Annotated in this window: 16 protein-coding genes and 1 riboswitch; of the genes, 14 read left to right on the forward strand and 2 right to left on the reverse strand. The window is 66.9% G+C overall.

The window, feature by feature from the left end:
- Window position 1: 1 nt before the first annotated feature.
- Window positions 2-847, reverse strand: coding sequence for a helix-turn-helix transcriptional regulator (locus ACFTSF_RS06130; RefSeq protein WP_380152743.1), 846 nt, complete (start codon window positions 845-847; stop codon window positions 2-4).
- 51 nt (window positions 848-898) lie between these two features.
- On the opposite strand from ACFTSF_RS06130, the gene ACFTSF_RS06135 reads away from it, so the two are divergent.
- The 11 genes from ACFTSF_RS06135 to ACFTSF_RS06185 all read left to right on the forward strand — a co-directional run bounded on the left by ACFTSF_RS06135 (window position 899) and on the right by ACFTSF_RS06185 (window position 14,822).
- Window positions 899-2,311, forward strand: a complete 1,413-nt coding sequence (locus ACFTSF_RS06135) for a tannase/feruloyl esterase family alpha/beta hydrolase (protein ID WP_380152744.1) — start codon at window positions 899-901, stop codon at window positions 2,309-2,311.
- A gap of 86 nt (window positions 2,312-2,397) precedes the next feature.
- A riboswitch (guanidine-I (ykkC/yxkD leader) is annotated at window positions 2,398-2,498 on the forward strand.
- A gap of 52 nt (window positions 2,499-2,550) precedes the next feature.
- Window positions 2,551-4,071, forward strand: a complete 1,521-nt coding sequence (locus ACFTSF_RS06140) for an amino acid permease (protein WP_380152745.1) — start codon at window positions 2,551-2,553, stop codon at window positions 4,069-4,071.
- Window positions 4,068-4,700, forward strand: coding sequence for a DUF1989 domain-containing protein (locus tag ACFTSF_RS06145; RefSeq protein ID WP_380152746.1), 633 nt, complete (start codon window positions 4,068-4,070; stop codon window positions 4,698-4,700). Before ACFTSF_RS06140 ends, ACFTSF_RS06145 begins: the two co-directional genes overlap by 4 nt.
- Window positions 4,697-5,296 (forward strand): urea amidolyase associated protein UAAP2, encoded by a 600-nt coding sequence (locus ACFTSF_RS06150; RefSeq protein ID WP_380152747.1) that lies wholly within the window; start codon window positions 4,697-4,699, stop codon window positions 5,294-5,296. The genes ACFTSF_RS06145 and ACFTSF_RS06150 overlap by 4 nt, the downstream gene beginning before the upstream one ends.
- 3 nt (window positions 5,297-5,299) lie before the next feature.
- Complete coding sequence (locus ACFTSF_RS06155; protein ID WP_380152748.1) at window positions 5,300-7,231, forward strand: 5-oxoprolinase/urea amidolyase family protein; 1,932 nt, start codon at window positions 5,300-5,302, stop codon at window positions 7,229-7,231.
- Window positions 7,228-8,796: an allophanate hydrolase gene (locus ACFTSF_RS06160; RefSeq protein WP_380152749.1), complete on the forward strand. Its 1,569-nt coding sequence runs from the start codon at window positions 7,228-7,230 to the stop codon at window positions 8,794-8,796. Before ACFTSF_RS06155 ends, ACFTSF_RS06160 begins: the two co-directional genes overlap by 4 nt.
- A 544-nt stretch (window positions 8,797-9,340) precedes the next feature.
- Window positions 9,341-10,327, forward strand: a complete 987-nt coding sequence (locus tag ACFTSF_RS06165) for a PrsW family glutamic-type intramembrane protease (RefSeq protein ID WP_380152750.1) — start codon at window positions 9,341-9,343, stop codon at window positions 10,325-10,327.
- Window positions 10,324-10,875: a hypothetical protein gene (locus ACFTSF_RS06170; RefSeq protein WP_380152751.1), complete on the forward strand. Its 552-nt coding sequence runs from the start codon at window positions 10,324-10,326 to the stop codon at window positions 10,873-10,875. Before ACFTSF_RS06165 ends, ACFTSF_RS06170 begins: the two co-directional genes overlap by 4 nt.
- A 46-nt stretch (window positions 10,876-10,921) precedes the next feature.
- Window positions 10,922-11,497 (forward strand): hypothetical protein, encoded by a 576-nt coding sequence (locus ACFTSF_RS06175; RefSeq protein WP_380152752.1) that lies wholly within the window; start codon window positions 10,922-10,924, stop codon window positions 11,495-11,497.
- An 84-nt stretch (window positions 11,498-11,581) separates the two neighbouring features.
- Window positions 11,582-14,263: an ATP-binding protein gene (locus ACFTSF_RS06180; RefSeq protein ID WP_380152753.1), complete on the forward strand. Its 2,682-nt coding sequence runs from the start codon at window positions 11,582-11,584 to the stop codon at window positions 14,261-14,263.
- Window positions 14,264-14,354: 91 nt separating this feature from the next.
- On the forward strand, window positions 14,355-14,822 hold the full coding sequence (locus ACFTSF_RS06185; RefSeq protein ID WP_380152754.1) for a hypothetical protein: 468 nt from the start codon (window positions 14,355-14,357) through the stop codon (window positions 14,820-14,822).
- Window positions 14,823-14,880: 58 nt separating this feature from the next.
- Here ACFTSF_RS06185 and ACFTSF_RS06190 read toward each other — a convergent pair whose 3' ends face one another.
- A complete protein-coding gene (locus tag ACFTSF_RS06190) occupies window positions 14,881-15,786 on the reverse strand; it encodes a ScbA/BarX family gamma-butyrolactone biosynthesis protein (protein WP_380152756.1) in 906 nt (301 codons plus the stop codon).
- A gap of 136 nt (window positions 15,787-15,922) precedes the next feature.
- Between ACFTSF_RS06190 and ACFTSF_RS06195 the strand changes: the two genes are divergently transcribed.
- The 3 genes from ACFTSF_RS06195 (at window position 15,923) to ACFTSF_RS06205 (ending at window position 18,095) form a co-directional block, all read left to right on the forward strand.
- A complete protein-coding gene (locus ACFTSF_RS06195) occupies window positions 15,923-16,540 on the forward strand; it encodes a ScbR family autoregulator-binding transcription factor (RefSeq protein WP_344155878.1) in 618 nt (205 codons plus the stop codon).
- Window positions 16,533-17,291: an SDR family oxidoreductase gene (locus tag ACFTSF_RS06200; RefSeq protein ID WP_344155881.1), complete on the forward strand. Its 759-nt coding sequence runs from the start codon at window positions 16,533-16,535 to the stop codon at window positions 17,289-17,291. The genes ACFTSF_RS06195 and ACFTSF_RS06200 overlap by 8 nt, the downstream gene beginning before the upstream one ends.
- A 156-nt stretch (window positions 17,292-17,447) precedes the next feature.
- On the forward strand, window positions 17,448-18,095 hold the full coding sequence (locus tag ACFTSF_RS06205) for a response regulator transcription factor (RefSeq protein WP_344158193.1): 648 nt from the start codon (window positions 17,448-17,450) through the stop codon (window positions 18,093-18,095).
- The last annotated feature ends 42 nt before the right edge of the window (window positions 18,096-18,137 follow it).

Here is an 18,137-nt window from a genome sequence, read left to right on the forward strand (position 1 = left end):
ACTACCAGACGAAGTCGTCCGCGGGCTGCGCCAGCTTCCGCAGTTTCTCCTCATCTTCACTCCCCGGATCGGCAGTGAAGATGGCGAGGAACTGCGAGCGGTCGGAGTCCAGCACGTAGTCGCTGTTCAGTTCCAACCATCCGGCGGTCGGATGGTTCAGGTGCAGGCGCGGCCAGTCCTGCTCGAACACCGGATGCTCGGCCCAGACCTCGGCGAACTCGGGGCTCTGGCCGAGCAGGGTGTCGACCAGTTCGGCAGCCTGTGGGTCCGCCGTGGCGTGCGTGGCGAGCACCTCCGCGACGATCGCCCGCGAGATCCGATCGTGGTCCTGTTCGGCGTAGAGCGATCGCTCAGAAGCGATCAGGAACCAGCGGTACGCCCAGTATCGTTCGATCCCCTCGAAGATCGAATGATCACCAAAGACCGCGATCGAAAGCTCGTTCTGCCGCAGGGTCTCGCCCAGGTGGCTGCAGATCTGAGCAGGTGTGTTCTCCAGCTGGTGCATGACGCGGAGCAGATGCTGAGCCGGCCGGTCATGCAGGTGCCGCGGCGGATTGGGGTATCCAGCCAGCCGGAAGAGATGGTTGCGCTCGTCTGAGGTCAGCCGCAGACCGTCGGCGAGCGCGTTCAGGATCGGCTCCGACGGTCGCGGACCGCGCTGCTGCTCGATCCGGCTGTAGTAGTCGGCCGACACTCCGGCCAGCTCCGCGATCTCCTCGCGGCGCAGCCCGTCCGACCGGCGGCGCGGGGCGCGCGGCAGGCCGACATCCTCCGGCTGCAGCTGAGCGCGCCGGCTGCGGAGGAAGTCGGCGAGCATCGCCCGATTCAGTCCTGTGCCCTGGATCACAGGACAAAGTATCCCTGGTTGCCTCTGAGCGGTCTTGGTTCGGTAGGGACCATGAAACGAATCCTGACCCTGGTGGCGGCAGCGATCGTCCCGCTCGCCGCGCTGGTCCCGCTCTCGAGCAGCGAGGCCGCTGAGCCGAGCGCCTGCACCAACTTCTCCGTCAAGGCGCCGCAGGGTGCCCACGTCGACTCCGTCACGGCGGTCGACCAGCCCGGTGGCACGGTCACCTTCCCGCCCACCCCGCCGTTCCCGAACGACCCGGTCGCCGACGTACCGGCGTACTGCGAGGTCACCGTCCAGCTCAGCCACCCAGGCGCCGGGGACCACGTGAAGACCGTGGTCTGGCTGCCCAAGACCGGCTGGAACGGTCGCTTCCAGGCGCTCGGCGGCAGCGGCTACTGGGCTGGTGAGTTCGGGGCGCCGTGGGCGAACGCGGTCAAGGCCGGGTACGCCGTGGCCTCGACCGACGCGGGTGTCGGCCCGTCGCCGTTCACCGCGGACAACTGGGCGCTCAAGGACGGCCAGGTCAACCAGGGCCTGCTGAAGAACTTCGCCTCCCGATCGCTGCACGATCTGGCCGAAGTCGGCAAGGCGGTCACCAACCAGTACTACGGGCGCGCGGCGTCGTACTCGTACTGGAACGGCTGCTCCACCGGTGGTCGTCAGGGCTACGTCGAGGCGCAGCAGCACCCGGACGACTTCGACGGCATCCTCGCCGCCTCACCCGCGATCAACTGGGACCGCTGGACGGTCGCCGCGATCTGGCCGGCCGTGGTGATGAACAACGAGCACACCTACCCGACGAAGTGTGAGTTCGACGAGTTCACCAAGGCCGCGATCCAGGCCTGCGGTATCGACGCACCGCAGAAGTGCCACTGGGCGCCGGAGCGGTTGATCGGCAAGACGATCCTGTGTGAGGGCAAGCCGGTGACGATCACGGCCGCGGACGCGCGCGTCGTTCGCAAGATCTGGGACGGCGGTCCTTGGTACGGGCTCACCCGCGGTACGCCGTTCGACGGGCTCGCGGTCAGTGACGGGCAACACGCGACACCGTTCGTCGTACCGGACAGCTGGGTGCGGAACTTCCTCAAGCTCGACCCGAGCTTCGACACCGGAAAGCTCACGTATGCCCAGTACTACAAGCTGTTCCGCCAGTCCCAGGCGCAGTACAACAAGGTGATCGGCAGCGACAATCCGGACCTGTCCGCGTTCAAGCGCTCCGGCGGCAAGCTGCTCTCCTGGCACGGACTCGCGGACACCCTCATCCCGGCTCAGGGCACGGTCGACTACCGCAAGCGCGTCGAGCGCGAGCTGGGTCGCGTAGACAGCTTCTACCGCCTGTTCCTCGTACCCGGTGCCGGCCACTGCGTCGGTGCCAACACCCCGACCGATCCGCTGGGTGCACTGGTGAAGTGGGTCGAGCAGGGGCAAGCTCCCAAGGTCCTCTCTGATCTCAACAAGTAGTGAGAGAAGTCGTTTACCTGCTCGCAACAACTGAAGAGCGTGACTGAAACCGTTGGGTCCTGAACTGGAACAGACCCGCCGGAACGGCGGGGCGCCCCTAGGGTTCCGCTGCCATCCGGTGGGTCTGGTCCGAGAGGGGAGACGGAGCCTCGGCTCCGTTCCACGGCGGGACAAAAGCCCGGGAGGCCGCAGAGGCCCCGGGCTGCCGTAGCATTCCGGGCCAACCGAGGGAGGCCGGAATGTCAGCTGCTCCTGACGCATCCACCATCGATCCCGGCGCGACGGACCTCAGCAGGTTCGGTTACGCGCAACAACTTTCTCGTCGAGTCGGCAGCTACGCGTCATTCGCTGCCGGCTTCTCTTTTGTCTCGATCCTGACCACTGTTTTCCAGTTGTTCGGGCTCGGCTTCAGCTTCGGCGGTACGGCGTTCTTCTGGACCTGGCCAGCGGTGTTGGCGGGCCAGTTGATGGTCGCGCTGTGCTTCGCCGAACTGGCCGCGCGCTACCCGCTCTCCGGCGCGATCTACCAGTGGGCGCGGCGACTCGGCGGCGCGGTCGTCGGCTGGTTCGCGGGCTGGACGATGGTCATCGCGCAGATCATCACCCTCGCGGCCGCGGCGATCGCACTGCAGGTCGTGCTGCCCGCGGTCTGGTCCGGGTTCCAGCTGATCGGCACCGACCCCGCGCTGTCGACGAAGGACGGCGCCGCGAACGCCGTCGTACTGGGCTGCATCCTGCTCGCCGTGACCACGATCCTGAACGCGACCAGCGTGCGGATCGTGGCCGTGGTGAACTCGATCGGCGTGACCTGCGAACTCGTCGGTGTGGTGCTGATCGTCATCCTCCTCACCAGCAAGGCCGAGCGCGGGCCGTCCGTCGTCCTGCACACCACCAACCTCGACAACAGCACCGGGTACGTCGTTCCGTTGCTCATCTCGGCGTTGATGGCGGCGTACGTGCTGGTCGGTTTCGACAGCGCCGGCGAGCTGGCCGAGGAAACGCACAAGCCGCGCGCGACCACACCGCGGACGATCCTCCGTGCGGTCATCGCCTCGGGTATCGGTGGTGCGTTCTTGATCATCGCCGCGCTGATGGCCGCGCCGTCCGTGACCGACGGCGACCTGGCGACGCAGGGTCTGCCTTATGTGCTGACGAGTCGGCTCGGTACGACGACTGGCAAGCTGCTGCTGCTCGACGTCGCGCTCGCGGTTTGCGTGTGTACGTTGGCGATCCAGACCGCGGCCGCGCGGATGATCTTCTCGATGGCCCGCGACAACGTCCTGCCCGCCTCGCCCTGGCTGCGCCGCGTCTCGCCGCGAACCGGTACGCCGGTCGCGGCGACCGTCGTACCGGGAGTGCTGGCCGCTGTCTGCCTGGTCGTGAACGTGGGCAACGCGGGTCTGTTCCTCGGCCTCGCCAGCGTCTGCATCATGCTGCTCTACATCGCGTACCTGATGGTCACCACACCCCTGCTGGTACGGCGCCTCACCGGCAAGGGACTGTCCGGCGGAACCGACGAGAACGGCCGGCCGCTGTTCTCGCTCGGCCGCTTCGGAGTAGTCGTCAATATCGTCGCCGTCGGCTACGGACTGGCCATGGCAATCAACCTCGGTTGGCCGCGCGCTGATGTTTATGACCCGGCAGGTGAAGGCTGGTATCTGCACTACCTCCCACTGATCACGTTGGCGATCGTCGGGATCGGCGGTCTGATCGCCTACCGTGCCCAGCGCACGGCCTACCTTGCGGAGGTGCGCGCATGAAGCACGAGATCCCCGGCGACGCGGCATTCTCAGTCCCGGTCCGAACCGGTCGAGCACTCACGTTGACCGCACTGGCCGACAACGCCAACGCTTCGGTCCTGATCATCGGCCCCGACCGCCTAGATCGTCTCAACATCCCCGACACCCTCAAGTCCCAGATGACAGCCCGCATCCACGCCGGCCTGGTGTTGATGTCCGACCGCGGCCTAGCCCTCGCCACAGTCACAGCCTCCACCCTCGACTGGCACGACTGCCTCACCGGCTCCGTCCCCAGCCACCTTCTCCTACTCGAACTGAGGAAACACGGCCTAGGAGAAGCCGACCTCCACGGCTGCATCAACTTCTTCACGAAGGTGGCGGTGGAGGACGTGCCGGGCACTGCACTTGGTCCGGGGGGAGGACCAGCGGCAGCTCAGGCCACACTCGCGTTCGTTCCCGGTCACGCGACCGTTGGAGCCAGCGTGACCTTGCGGGCTGAGCAGGACTTGCTGGTGTTCATCTCCACGACTCCTCACGCATTTGCCGCCACCCCGGCCGGAGCGGTCGGCGTACAGGTTGGTCCTGCGGAGCCTGGTGATCCGGATGGGTTGCGGCCGGAAGCGTTGCGCGCGTTGGAGTTGGTCCGATGAGTGCGCTGGATCAGGTTGTGCAAGCAGGCGAGGGCGCGCTGCTGACTGTCCCGGCGGGTGGGCGGTTGCGGATCGTCGATCTGCACGGCAACCAAGCCGTCGACACCTTGTTCTACGACGCGCACGACATCAACAACCGCTACTCGGCATTCGACACGATTCGGGCTCAGCGGGCCGTCTACCTGACCACCGGATCGCGACTGATCTCGACGCGTGGCGACGAACTCGGGATCATCTCCGACGACACCTGCGGTCGGCATGACACGGTCGGCGGTGCGTGCTCGCAGGAGAGCAACGTCATCCGGTACGGCCACCACACCCGGCACCAGCACGCCTGCCGGCAAACGTTCCTCACCCTCGGCGCCCACGCCGGCATCGGCCAGCGGCAGCTCACCCACAACGTCAACTTCTTCATGAACGTCCCCGTCACCCCAGAAGGCGACCTGAAGTTCGACGACGGACTGTCGGCGCCCGGCCGGTACGTCGAGGTGACGGCGAGCCGCGATCTCCTGGTACTGATCAGCAACTGCCCGCAGATCAACAACCCTTGTAACGGCTGGAACCCAACCCCGGTGCAGCTCCTGGGCTGGTGGTGACGGATGGCGGCAGTCACCGTGATCAGCCCTGGCCTGCAAACAACCGTGCAGGACCTGGCCGGCCGCCCCGGCCTGTGGGATGTCGGCGTACCGCCCTCCGGCGCGGCCGACGAACTCACCTTCGCGCTGGTGAACGCGGCGGTCGGCAATCCGTCCACCGCAGCCGGGCTGGAGTTCGTCCAGACCGGACCAGTCCTAGCCCTCGACGAGGAGAGGCTGATCTGCGTCGGAGGTGCGGCCAAGCAGGCGACGATCGACGGATGGCGGGTGCGGCCTGGTCTGGTGGTCATGCTGCCGGCCGGTGCCGTGCTGGACCTCGGTCCGCTCGACGGCATGCGCGGCTATCTCGCGATCGAAGGCGGGATCGACGTACCGCCTGTGCTGGGTAGCCGATCCAGCTTCGTGCTAGGCGGTTTCGGCGGCCAACACGGACGCCCGCTCGCTGCGGCTGACCAGCTGCCGCTGGGCCGACGCGAGAATCTGCTCAGCCCTCTGAGCGTCGAGTTGCCGGTCATCACGAACAGCTGGCAGTTGCGGGTCATCCCAGGTCCGCATGGCGCGCCCGAACACCTGACCGCGACCGGCGTCGACGCATTCTTCGAAACCGAGTGGACCGTCGACCACCGTTCCGATCGGACCGGCGTCCGACTGGAAGGGCCGTTGCCGGGATGGGCCCGGAGTGACGGTGGCGAGGCCGGCCTGCATCCGTCGAACGTGCACGACTCGGCATACCCGGTCGGCGGGATCATGCTGGCCGGCGACACCCCGGTGATCGTCGGCAAGGACGGTCCGTCGCTCGGCGGGTTCGTCGTACCGGCGGTGGTGATCGAGGCCGACCGCTGGATGCTCGGCCAACTGCGAGCCGGCGACAGCGTCCGATTGGTCCCGGTGACCATCGAGGTCGCGACCGCGGCGATCGAGGCCCGCCGACGCTGGCTGGCCGACCTTCGGCAGGAACCGTTGCCTGCTGCCACAAACCCCGGTACGGCGGCCCGGCCCGGCGTACTGCGTGAGGCGGGCGGCCAACCGCCGTACACGATCCGTTGTGCCGGTGAACGGCATCTGCTCGTCGAAGCCGGATCCGCGGAGCTCGACCTCACGGTCCGGGTGTGGATCCACCTGCTCGCCCAGGCATTGCGCGACCACCGGCCTGTTGGTGTGACCGAGATCGTCGAAGGCGTGCGGTCGCTGCTGATCGCCATGGACACCACCCGCCTCGGGCCGATCCAGCTGGCCGACCACCTGGCGGAACTAGCGTCAGGCTTGGCGGATCCGGAGACCGTCGTACTGCCGGCTCGTGAGGTGACGCTGCCGATCGCGTTCGACCATCCGGAAGCGCACGAGGCGATGCGCCGGTATGCGACCTCGGTCCGGCCGGATGCGCCGTGGTGTCCGGACAACGTCGAGTTCATCCGGCGGGTGAATGATCTGGACGAGCGCGATGAGGTGTTCGAGATCGTCCAGCAGGCGACGTACCTGGTGGTCGGGCTGGGGGATGTCTACCTCGGTGCGCCGGTCGCGGTTCCGATCGATCCGCGGCATCGGCTGGTGACGACGAAGTACAACCCGGCCCGGACCTGGACACCGCAGAACGCGGTCGGGATCGGCGGGATCTACCTGTGTGTGTACGGCATGGAGGGTCCTGGTGGGTATCAACTCGTTGGGCGGACCGTGCCCGTCTGGAGGCTTGGTGACGAGCGGCCGTGGTTGCTGCGGCAGTTCGATCTGCTCAGGTTCACGCCGGTGAGCGTCGAGCAGTTGGCGCATGAGCGGGCCGAGATCGCGGCTGGACGGGCGGACCTCACGGTCTCCCCGGCCACGTTCTCGATCGCCGACGTACGGCGGATCGAGCGCGAAGCACCGGTGGACATCGCAACTCTGAGGGCACGACGCCGGGCGGCGTTCGATGCGGAACGGGCGAGGTGGGGAGCATGAGCAACGCGGAATGGATCACCCGGGTGGACCCGGTCGAACCGCAGCCGGGGCCGTTGCGTGGACTCACGATGGCGCTCAAGGACAACATCGATCTGGCCGGTGTCCCGACCACCGCCGGTGATCCGCGGACGACCGAACCGGCCGCGTCGAACGCTTTCGTGGTCGACCGCTTGATCGCGGCCGGCGCCGTACCGCTGGGGAAGACGAACCTGGATCAGTACGCAACCGGCCTGGTCGGCACGCGATCGCCGTACGGCGCCTGTCACTCGGTCTTCTCGGCCGACCACATCTCGGGTGGATCGAGCTCGGGGAGCGCGGTGGCGGTCGCGAGCGGGCAGGTCGACTTCGCCCTCGGTACGGACACGGCCGGGAGTGGGCGAGTGCCGGCCGCATTCAACCGGCTTGTCGGGATCAAGCCGTCCCGCGGTCTGGTGTCGGCGCGTGGCGTCGTACCGGCCTGTCGATCGCTCGACTGCGTGACCGTGATGGCGCGGTCGGTCGAGACTGCTCGGCGTGCGTTCGAGGTGATGGTCGGCTTCGATCCGGACGACGCGTGGTCGCGGCGATTCGAGTCGCTGCCGCACAGTCGTCCAGGCCGTGTCGGTCCTCCGGTGATCGGCGTACCGGATGTCGACCTGGATCTCGATCCGCTGCACGAGAAGGCCTGGCAGCAGATGCTCGCCGAGGCGCATCGGCTCGGGCAAGTCGTCGCGGTTGACATCCAGCCGTTGCTCGAGGCGGCAAACCTGCTGTACTCCGGCCCATGGCTCGCCGAACGCTGGCTGGCCTTCGGCGACAAGCTCGACGACGTTCCCGAGGTCGATCCGACGGTACGAGCGATCGTCCGCGGCGGCTCGGAGTTGACCGCAGCAGCCGCCTTTGCCGGGTTCGACCGGCTCGCCTCCCTGGCCCGGGCGAGCGAGCACCTGTGGACGTCGCTCGACGCATTGTTGTTGCCGGTGACACCCAATCACCCGACCCTCGCGGAGGTCGCCGCCGATCCGATCGGTACGAACAGCCGGCTCGGCCGCTTCACGAACATGGTCAACCTGCTCGACCTCTGCGCTGTCGCCTTCCCCGGCCCGGACCGCGCCGACGGCCTCCCCTTCGGCGTCCAGCTGATCGCCCCAGCCGGTCACGACCACGTCCTCATCGACCTCGCGGCTCAATGGACCGACGAGGTCCTGCTGGCAGTCGCCGGCGCCCACCTCACCGGCCAGCCCCTCAACCCCGAGCTGGTACGACGCGGTGCCCGACTCGTCGAGTCGGCGCGCACCGCATCGACGTACCGCATGTATCTCGTCCCCGGCCCCCGCCCAGCCCTAACCCCAGCCGCTGAGGGCGCGGAGCTCGAGGTCGAGATCTGGGCAATCCCAGCCGCCCAGCTAGGCGGTTTCGCCACCACAATCCAGCCCCCACTCGCGATCGGCCCGCTCGACCTCTCCGACGGCCGCCGCATCCTCGGCTTCGTCAGCACCGCCGACGCAGTCAACCCGGCCAACGACATCACCTCGCACGGCGGCTGGCGTTCCTACCTAGCATCCTCCAACCAACAGGACGTATAACCCCACCGCACCACCCCGCCCACCACGCCCAACCCCGGCAGCCCCGCAGGCCCCCGATATACGTCCTGTCCCTCGGCAGATCCCCGGCACCACTCACCACCAACCAGTACGGCGGAGCGCGGCCCAACCCACCTTGAGCACCCACCAACCACGGATCACTCGCGCAGATGGTCGAACCGTGCCCAAAGCACCTCAGCCGAGTCCACTTTGAGCGCACATCAACCACGGATTGCCTGTGTGGATGGTTCAACCGTGCTCAAGGTGGGTGCTGGTCGGCGGTGTGGTTGGGGTGTGCGCCGCCGACCCAGCGCACGACATCGCGTCGCGTGGGGGCTGGCGCGGCTACTTGGCATCCTCCGATCGACAGGACGTATAGGCCCACTGGACCACCCCGGCTGCCGCGACTGTGCGTGGCAGCCGCGTGTGCCACGCATATACGTCCTGTCCGTCGGCGGGTGATGGCGATATCACGGTGGTGAGATGCCGGGGCGGGAGGTTGGGGGGTGCCGGCGAGGTTCGTCGGTTGGACAGGCGGGAGAGATGGATGACAGCCCTCGGCCAGAGCATCAGTAGGCCGGCTGGTAAGCGTGACTGGGCGGGACTGATCGGGGTCGCCGGCTCGGCGCTGACCTTGGTGATCACGTTGCCGAAGGTGACCGAGGCCGGTGGCTTCGGTTTGTTCGTGAACGACGTCTTGGCGCACGGGTGGACGTTGCTCCTACTGACCTTGGCCGCGGGTACGGTTCGGACGCTCACGTTGCCGACGTTCCTCAAGACCGGTTTCGCCGGCTTCTTCGCAGCGTTCGGCTTGGCGATCCTGGTCGGCAGACCGACGATGAACCGGCTGGAGCGGATGCCGCAGCTCGGTGACGTGGTCGTGATGCCGGTGGTTGAAGAGATCCTCAAGATGTTGCCGGTACTGCTCGTGGCCGGGTTCGCGCTGCGCAAGAAGGACGTTCGGCTGTCGGTTGCCGACATCATGTTGCTCGGCGCTTGGTCAGGTGCCGGATTCGCGCTGCACGAGAACGCGTTGTTCGGTCGAGGCGGGATGGATCTCGGCGCCGCGCCGCCGCTGTCCTTACTGGTTCCTAGTGCCTTGCCGATCCACACCCAGGCCGGTTCGATGCTGGCCGGTGGTCACCTGCTCTGGACAACGCTGATAGCGCTGGGATTCGGCATCACGATGCTGTACCGCAAAGGCCGTCTCACCTGGCTGGCGCTGCCAGTGACAGCAGCGGTGGCGCTTGGTGAACATGGAATCTGCAACGCGTACTCCGATGCGTCGGTCCGGACCCCGGCGAAGGTGGCGCACGTACTGCTGCTCGGTGGCTGGGCGTCGCTCCTGCTACTCGTTGCCGGTGGCATCTACATCTACCTGGAGTGGCGGCTGATCAGTCGCAAGCGACTGCCGGCTGCGCGCGTACCGCAGTGGATCCTGCCTTCGGCGGCTGAACGCGCACGACGTGGTCAGTTGCTGGCCTTCTGGCAGGTCGGTGTGCACGCACTCAAGAAGACCGGAGCGACCGCATGAACCTGATCAGCCAACTCGGCGATCTACAGCATTGGTACGACGTCCTGAGCGCGATCCTCAACGCGGGTCGCACGGAAGGCAGCGCCGTACAGGATGTTGCCAACGGCGTCGGTGGTGTCACCGCAGCGGGCGGGCTGGCGAGTGCGATGGGATCCACGCCCAACAGCTCGACCGGCACATCGCCAAGCACGCCGCCACCACCACCTCCACCGGCCGATGGTCAGATGGAGTTCAAAGACGCGTTCGGATCGGATCAGGGCTACTACAACCCCGGTACGGCGACGCACGGCGGATACAGCCACCCGGATGGCCACACCGGTGATGCGTACTACCCGGGAGTCCCCAGCCCGCCGAGCATCAACCCGAGCTGGCCGCTCTACCTGATCGGCGGACCGACTGTCGAAGGAGTCGCGGGTGTGCTGGGAATCGGCCATCTGGGCGCCAAGGCGCTCGGACTCGGCTTCGACGCGTACCACCTCGGTCACGACCTCCATGACCTCGGCCACCAACTCGGCGAGCCCGGCGGTGGGGGTCATCATGCTGAGTGATGAGCGTGTGATGGCCGTGAGACGCCCTCGAATCAGGCTGGGTGACATGACGATCTACAGAACAACGGCCGCTGCTCTACTCGCGACGATGGCCCTCGGAGGCTGCGCGGGCAAAGTGGCGGTCGCTCAGAACCCGACGTGGGACGCCCCAGCACCGACGAACTCGCAGCAGCCGCCGGCGGCGGTGGATCTGCCCACCGGTTGCGAGCAGCAACTTGTGATGTCGCTCTGCCAGACCTATGACCTGAGCGGCGGCATGGCGGTGCAGACGAACGTGACCGTGTACGCGGAGACCGGCAACCCCAACGCGGACACTGAGTCCACCACCTGCGAGAAGCTCGCGAACAACACCGAGGGCTTCGCGTTCGGCGGACCGCAGGACGGGATGCTGGCCGGCAAACAGACCCAGCTGTACTTCAGTGCCCCGGACTACCCGGGCCCTGGGAAGTACCCGACCGGTAGCGCGTATATCGGCGAGTTCTCGAAGGACTACGGCGGTTCGGCGACCTTCGAGGTGAAGGCCGACGGATCCGGTGTCGTCACGATCAGCGGACTCCAGTCCCACGCCGGCGACAAGATCGACGGAACCATCAAGTGGACCTGCGTCGAGGCAAAACGCTGACGAGGGCGCAGCCTTTCGGGCAACAGCCGCTGCCCGATCGGTACGACGGATCGTGGGGTGCTCGCGTCCTGTCAGGATGTGCGGGTGGATCTGGCAGTGCGGGTTCTGGGGCCGACCGTGATCGAGGCCGGTGGCACGAGCGTTCGGGTCGACCGACCGTTCGAACGTGCCCTGGCTGTTCGGCTCGCGCTTGCCCACGGCAGCGGCGTACCCGATGACACGCTGATCCGCGATCTGTGGAGCGAGGACGCTGCGGCCAAGCCGGTCGAGCGGTTGCGGGCTTTGGTCTATCGGCTGCGGCAGACGCTCGGCGATCACGCGTCGGCGATCCGCCGAACCAGCAGCGGCTATGCCTTGGCAGCCGAGCCGGTCGACCTGGTGGCGGTGGATGCTCTGGTCGGTGCGGACCAGCTCGACGAGGCGCTTCAGCACTGGCGTGGAGAAGCGCTGGCCGATCTGCGGACCTTCCCGTTCGGTGCGTTGGAAGGCGTCCGGCTCGATGCGCTGCGGCTGAGTCTGCGCACCCAGTCGATCGAGTCCAAACTCGCAACCGGTCAGAGCGATCCGGCCGAGCTCGAACAGTTAGTCGCGGAGAACCCGCTGCACGAGCGGGTCGTCGGGCTGTCCGCGATCGCGCTGTACCGCAGCGGTCGCCAGGCCGAAGCTCTGCAACGCCTGGCCGGTCTCCGCAAGGCGCTCGTCGACGAACTGGGGATCGATCCGGCTCCGGAAACCATTGCCCTCGAACTACGGATTCTCCGGCAGGATCCGGATCTCGCCGATCAGCAGACAGTACGTCGTACCGGGGTGGGGAGGAGTGCATTCGTGGGTCGCGACAGCGAGTTGGAGACCCTGCTCGGATTGCTGACCTCACCGACGTTGATCACGCTGACCGGTGGACCCGGCATGGGCAAGACGCGGCTGGCCCGCGAGATCACCGCGGCCGTCCAGTCGCGCAACGGCCGGCCGATCGTGTGGCTCGACCTCGCCACCCTCGGAGTGGGTGAGGCCGTCCTGCCGGCGCTGGCCGCCGCGGCTGATGTCGAGGCAGGTACGGGTGATCCGCTGCCGCGGATTCTGGACAAGCTGGGCGGTGCACTGCTGGTCGTCGACAACGCCGAGCACCTGGTGGATGAGGTCGCCGAGCTGCTGCTGCGGATCCGCAGCAAGGCCGTCGGTCTGGCGGTGCTGGTGACCTCGCAGCGTCCGTTGCGGATCAGCGAGGAGGAGGTCCATCAGGTTGGGCCGCTGAGCCGCGAGGCCGCCGGGGTGTTGTTCTGCTCGCGCAGCGGTCTCCAACCCAGCGATCAGATCGACCTGATCTGCGAGGCGCTCGATCGGCTTCCACTGGCCGTCGAGCTCGCCGCCGGACTCACCCGGACCCTGACGGTCGATCAGTTGGCCACGAGGATTCAGCACCGGCTCAGATTGCTTGTCTCCGGCAACCGTGACACGGGCATCCGACACAGCAGCCTGCGGGCCGCTCTGGACTGGAGTCACTCGCTGCTCGAACCATCGGGCCAGCTGGTGCTCCGGCGACTGGCCGTCTTCGTGGGTGGCTGCACGCTGGAGGCGGCGGAACAGGTCGTGTCCGGCGACGGCATCCACCCGGCCGACGTCGTGCCGATCCTGGTCGATCTCACCGACCGCTGCCTGATCAGCGTGGAGCTGGACGGCGACGAGGTTCGCTACCGGCTGCTGGAAACGGTTCGCGACTTCGCGCTCGAATGCTTGCAGGCCGCGGGCGAGGAGACCGCCGTACGGCGTCGCCATGCCGAGTGGTGCACCGAACTCGCGGCCAGGACCGAGAAGTACGGCGGATCGAACCATCGCGAGCTCTTGAGCGAACTCAGCCAGGAGGAAGCCAATCTGCGTGCCGCCCTCGACTGGTCGCTCGGACCGGATGGCGATTCCGGCCGGGTGCTGGCGATCGCGGCGCCGACCTGGTGGTACTGGTGGAGCCGCGGTCTGAAGGAGCCGGCCCAGGACTGGCTCCGCCGAGCGATCGAGATCGGCAAGCCGGAGCGGACTCGCGAGTGGGGTGTCGCACTGCGATCGCTTGCCACGTTGACCCGCTACAGCGGCGGGTACGCCGAGGCGCGCGTACTGGGTGAGCAGGCGCTCGAGCTGTTCCGCGAACTCGGTGACCACATCGCCGAGGTTTCCGCCCTCGTCGGGTTGTCGATCACGAGCATCACCCTGCAGGACTTCGAGAATGCTTTGGCGCAAGGCCGCCAGGCGATCGACAAGGCGGAACCGCTCGACAACCAGCGGATGCTGGGCACGGCCGTCAACGTCACCGGCGTTGCCCTGCGCAACCTCGGCCGCTTCCGCGAGGCGGAGGAGATGTTCACCCGAGTCCGCGACCTCTGGAGCGACGACCCCCGCGGCCTCGCCGCTGCACACAACAATCTGGCGACCGTTGCGTGGCAGTTCAAGGAGCTCGAACGCTGCCGCGAGTTGTGCCTGGAGTCGTTGCGCTTGTACCGCGAACTCGACCTGTCCGAGGGGATAATCGACGTACTGGAGTTGCTGAGCAGCCTCGAGGTCGAGGAGGGCCGCCCAGCAGTCGCCCTCCGCCTGCTGACCGTCTCAGCCACCCAACGACTCCGCATCGGATCGCCCCTAGTCATCCCAGACGAACTCGCGGCCCGTACCCGCGCCGAAGAACTAGCCCACCGCATACTGGGCCCCGACGCGCCCGCCGTGATCACCACAGCCCAGGACGAACCGATCGCCCCGGTAGTCGATTCCTTACTGGCATGACCGCCGAGCGGTGTCACGGATGTGTGATGTCGGTGAGACGGGGGCTCGGGAAGCTCAGGTGACAACTCATTTCCAGCGGGAGTAGCACCTGATGAAGAGAATTGACTACCGGTACGCCGTTGTGGCGGTTGCCCTGGCTGTGGGCGTGCTCAGTGGTTGTTCCGACCAGCCGGCGGCGGCGCCGAAGCCGATTGCGAACACCACCCAGCAGGCGAAGCCGACTGTGCCGACCGAGAGTGAGCCGGTTGCGCCGGCCACTGAGCCCGGTGGCGACCATCACCCGTTCTGCGCGAAGGTGACGGCCAACGGGGCGGTGATCGACTCGATCGGCGACAGCACTTCGTTGAGTGATGCCGAGAAGAGCAAGGTCAAGGAGCAACTGGCGGAGATGGTCGCGGCTGCGCCGGCTGACATCAAGCCGGTCATGGAGGAGATCGCCACCGGCTACGAGAAGCTGATGAACGGCAAGATCACTGCCGAGGACGAGGAAGAAGCGCAGGCGGTCTCCGCGGCGCTCCTCAAGTTCGGCGAGTGGATGACCAAGAACTGCACCACCTGATCTGCGCAAGGCTGATCGTGTGCACGGAGGGCGGACCGTGCACACGATCATCGGCTGTTCAGGACGGCCAGGGTTCGGTGGTGACCGCGGTGGTGAAGACGGGCTTGTTGGCTTGGGTGACAGTGACCTGTACGACGCCCTGAGCGGGACCCGGCTCGGCGGTGACGAAGCACGGTTGGTCGAACTCGACGTACCGAAGGAACTTGGTGTCGAAGCGGGTGGTGGCCACCGGGGTCGGGGTGGTGGCCTGTGCGGCCTGGGCCGCGGCTTCGAGGAGGACCATGCCGGGGACGTGGTCGTGGGGATGGTCGAACAGGACGCAGTGCGTCGTGTCCACTCGCAGTTGCCAGCTCAGTGGCTGGTCGATCGGAGTCAGTACGACGTTGCGGGTGTCGCTCCGACCCACCAGTGCCGGAGCGACGGGGGCGGTGAGCCGGATCGCCTTGCTGAATGCCTCCTTCGCGGAGGCGTAGGGGCCGCGGAGGCGGTCGTAGATCGCCGGGGGATGCGCGCTGTAGCGCACTTCGGCGCCGCCGATCCGGCGGCCGTCGCTGACGGCGTCGATCCGCGAGACCAGGTAGACCGAGCCCATCCGGCGCCGCGTGACGCTCGGGTGACTGACCAGCAGCGTGACCTTCTTCGCGCTGGTCTGGACGTCCAGCGCGCTCGGAAGAATCCACGAGTTGATCTCTTCCCAGCCGAGCCGGTGACCGAGCGGAATCGAATGAATACGTTGGCTGAGTAAAGCGAGTGCTTGCCGAAGGCTTTCGGTGAAGATCAATGGTGTGTAATGGTCGCGCTCTGTGTAGAACACGTGACTCTGCGGCCAGATCGCGGTGACGTCCTGGACGAGATCGGGCAGTTCTCGCCAGTCGGTGACGAGGGCCTCGTCGGATTTGGCCTTGCGGACAAGCGATTGGATGGGTGGTTCGGTCGGTGGCGCGGCGTCGGTGGTCACGGTCATGGCAGGTTTCCCCCCTGTGGGACGACAGGAATGGGACACGGACGGGTGGTCCCGCCCAGTGTCCACGTATAAATTAAATAATGTTGTTCTTTTCGTGAAGCGATTCGGGTCAGATTGCAGGGGAGAGGATGTCTTCATGGCTCCACGGGTGGTGAAACAGGCGCGCGCCGAGCGGACCCGGGCGGCGGTGATGCTGGCCGCGGCCGAGGTGTTCGCGGAGAACGGGTTCTCCGGTGCCAGTGTCATGAAGATCGCGGACCGGGCCGGCGTGACGCTGGGTGGCGTGTACTTCCACTTCCGGTCGAAGGAGGAGCTGGCCCGGGCGATCGTGGCCGGCCAGCCGGAGTTCGTCGTACCGCCGGAGACGTCGCACGGCCTGCAGCGGGCGATCGACGTGACCCGGGTGTGGGCGCGGCAGCTCGCGGAGAGCCCGATGTTGCGGGCCGGCGCCCGGCTGGTCTGGGAGCAGGACCGGTTCATGCCGGCGGGGGAGAACTCCCATCAGCAGTGGACCGGCCTGATGGCGGCCGATCTGCAGTCCGCGGTCGACGACGGTGAGCTGAAGCCCGAGGTGGACATCCAGGCGATCGCCCGGATGATCGTCAACGCCTGCACCGGCGCTCAGATGCACTCGTACGTCGAGACTGCGCACGAGGACCTGGTCGAGCGGGTCGAGGAGATCTGGCGCTGCCTGCTCCCGGCCCTCGGGGTATCTGACGAGTGCAAGGGAATCAAGGGGATCGGGCGTGACTGAAGCACTGGCCGGCAAGACGATCATGATCACCGGCGCCTCCAGCGGGATCGGCGCCGCGGCCGCCCGGTCGTTCGCGGCGGAGGGGGCGGCCGTCGTACTGATGGCTCGTCGGAAGGACAAGCTCGAGGAGATCGCCGCGGAGATCCGAGCGGCCGGCGGCCGGGTCGAGGTCGCTGCGGGCGATGTGACCGACTCCGATGCGGTGGAGCAGGCCGTCGCCACCGCGGTGAGCGCGTTCGGCGGGCTGAATGGTGCCTTCAACAACGCGGGCTGGGGGACCATCGGGACGCTCGTGCACGAGACGAGCGACGACGACTTCGAACGCACGATGGGCGTCAATGTCCGCGGGACGTGGAACTGCCTCAAGCACCAGTTGCCCGTGATGATGGAGTCGGGTGGCTCGGTGGTCAACACCTCCAGTACGGCGGGAGAGTTCGCCACGGGCGCTGGTGCGGCCTACGTTGCCGCCAAGCACGCCGTACTGGGTCTGACCCGGGCTGCTGCGGCTGAGTACGGGCAGTACGGCATCCGGATCAATGCGCTGATCGTCGGTACCACGCGCACCGAGTTGATCGAGGAGGCGATCCGCGCGTTCCCGCCGCTGGAGCAGGGAGCGGTCGCCCGGCAGATCCAGCCGCGGATGGCCGAGCCGATCGAGGTGGCCCGGGCTGCGGCCTGGTTGATCAGTGATCAAGCCTCGTTCATCACCGGCGGAGCGATCCCCGTCGACGGTGGCGCGAGCGCGATTTAGCCATCTAGTGCCACTTGGCCAGATGTTGACCGGACTTCGTTGACGAGAAAAAAAAGATCACTATGATTTTAGTGTCCTGGGGGGACGCTGCCGGTGAGGTCTCGTTTCGAGGGGCATGTGAGGTGAGCAGTGGCACAAGGGACTGTGCGCGTTCTTGTGGTCGAAGGGATCTCGGCGGAGATCGAGGCCAGACGGCAGGATCTGCGCAGGCAAGGGTATGCAGTGAGCAGTGTGGACACCGGAGCCAAGGCGTTGCGGGCGCACCGGAGTTCCGATTTCGTCTTGCTGGACTTGGATCTTCCCGATATCGACGGGCTCGAGGTGTGCCGGTCGATCCGCGGTGCCGGTGACAAGCCGATCATCACGGTCTCCTCTGGTGGGACGGAGACGGATCGGATCCTGGCTCTGCAAGCCGGAGCGGACGACTGTGTGGACGCACGCTGCGGTTCGCGGGAGATGCTGGCCCGGGTCGAGGCGGTACTGCGGCGGACGCTGCCGTGCCGGCAACCGGGCCGGGTGATGACGGTGGGCTCGTTGAGCCTCGACGTTCAAGCGCATGAAGCGCGGGTGCGTGGTGAGCCGGTCCGGTTGACCGGCAAGGAGTTCGAGTTGTTGCACAAGCTGGCCTCGCATCCGGACGAGCCGGTGTCGCGCAAACAGTTGATGGCCAGCGTCTGGGAGACGAGCTGGGCCGACTCGAGCCGCACGATCGACACCCACGTGCGGAGTCTGCGGGCCAAGCTCGGATCCAGTTCCTGGATCATCACGGTCCGCGGTGTCGGCTACCGGATCGGCAGAGGATAAAGAGGTGCCGTGTCCGTCCCGGGAAAACCCCACGACGGACAC

Origin of the sequence: Kribbella sp. NPDC056951, assembly GCF_042674205.1 — a bacterium.
In the GTDB taxonomy this organism is placed as follows: Bacteria; Actinomycetota; Actinomycetes; order Propionibacteriales; family Kribbellaceae; genus Kribbella; species Kribbella yunnanensis.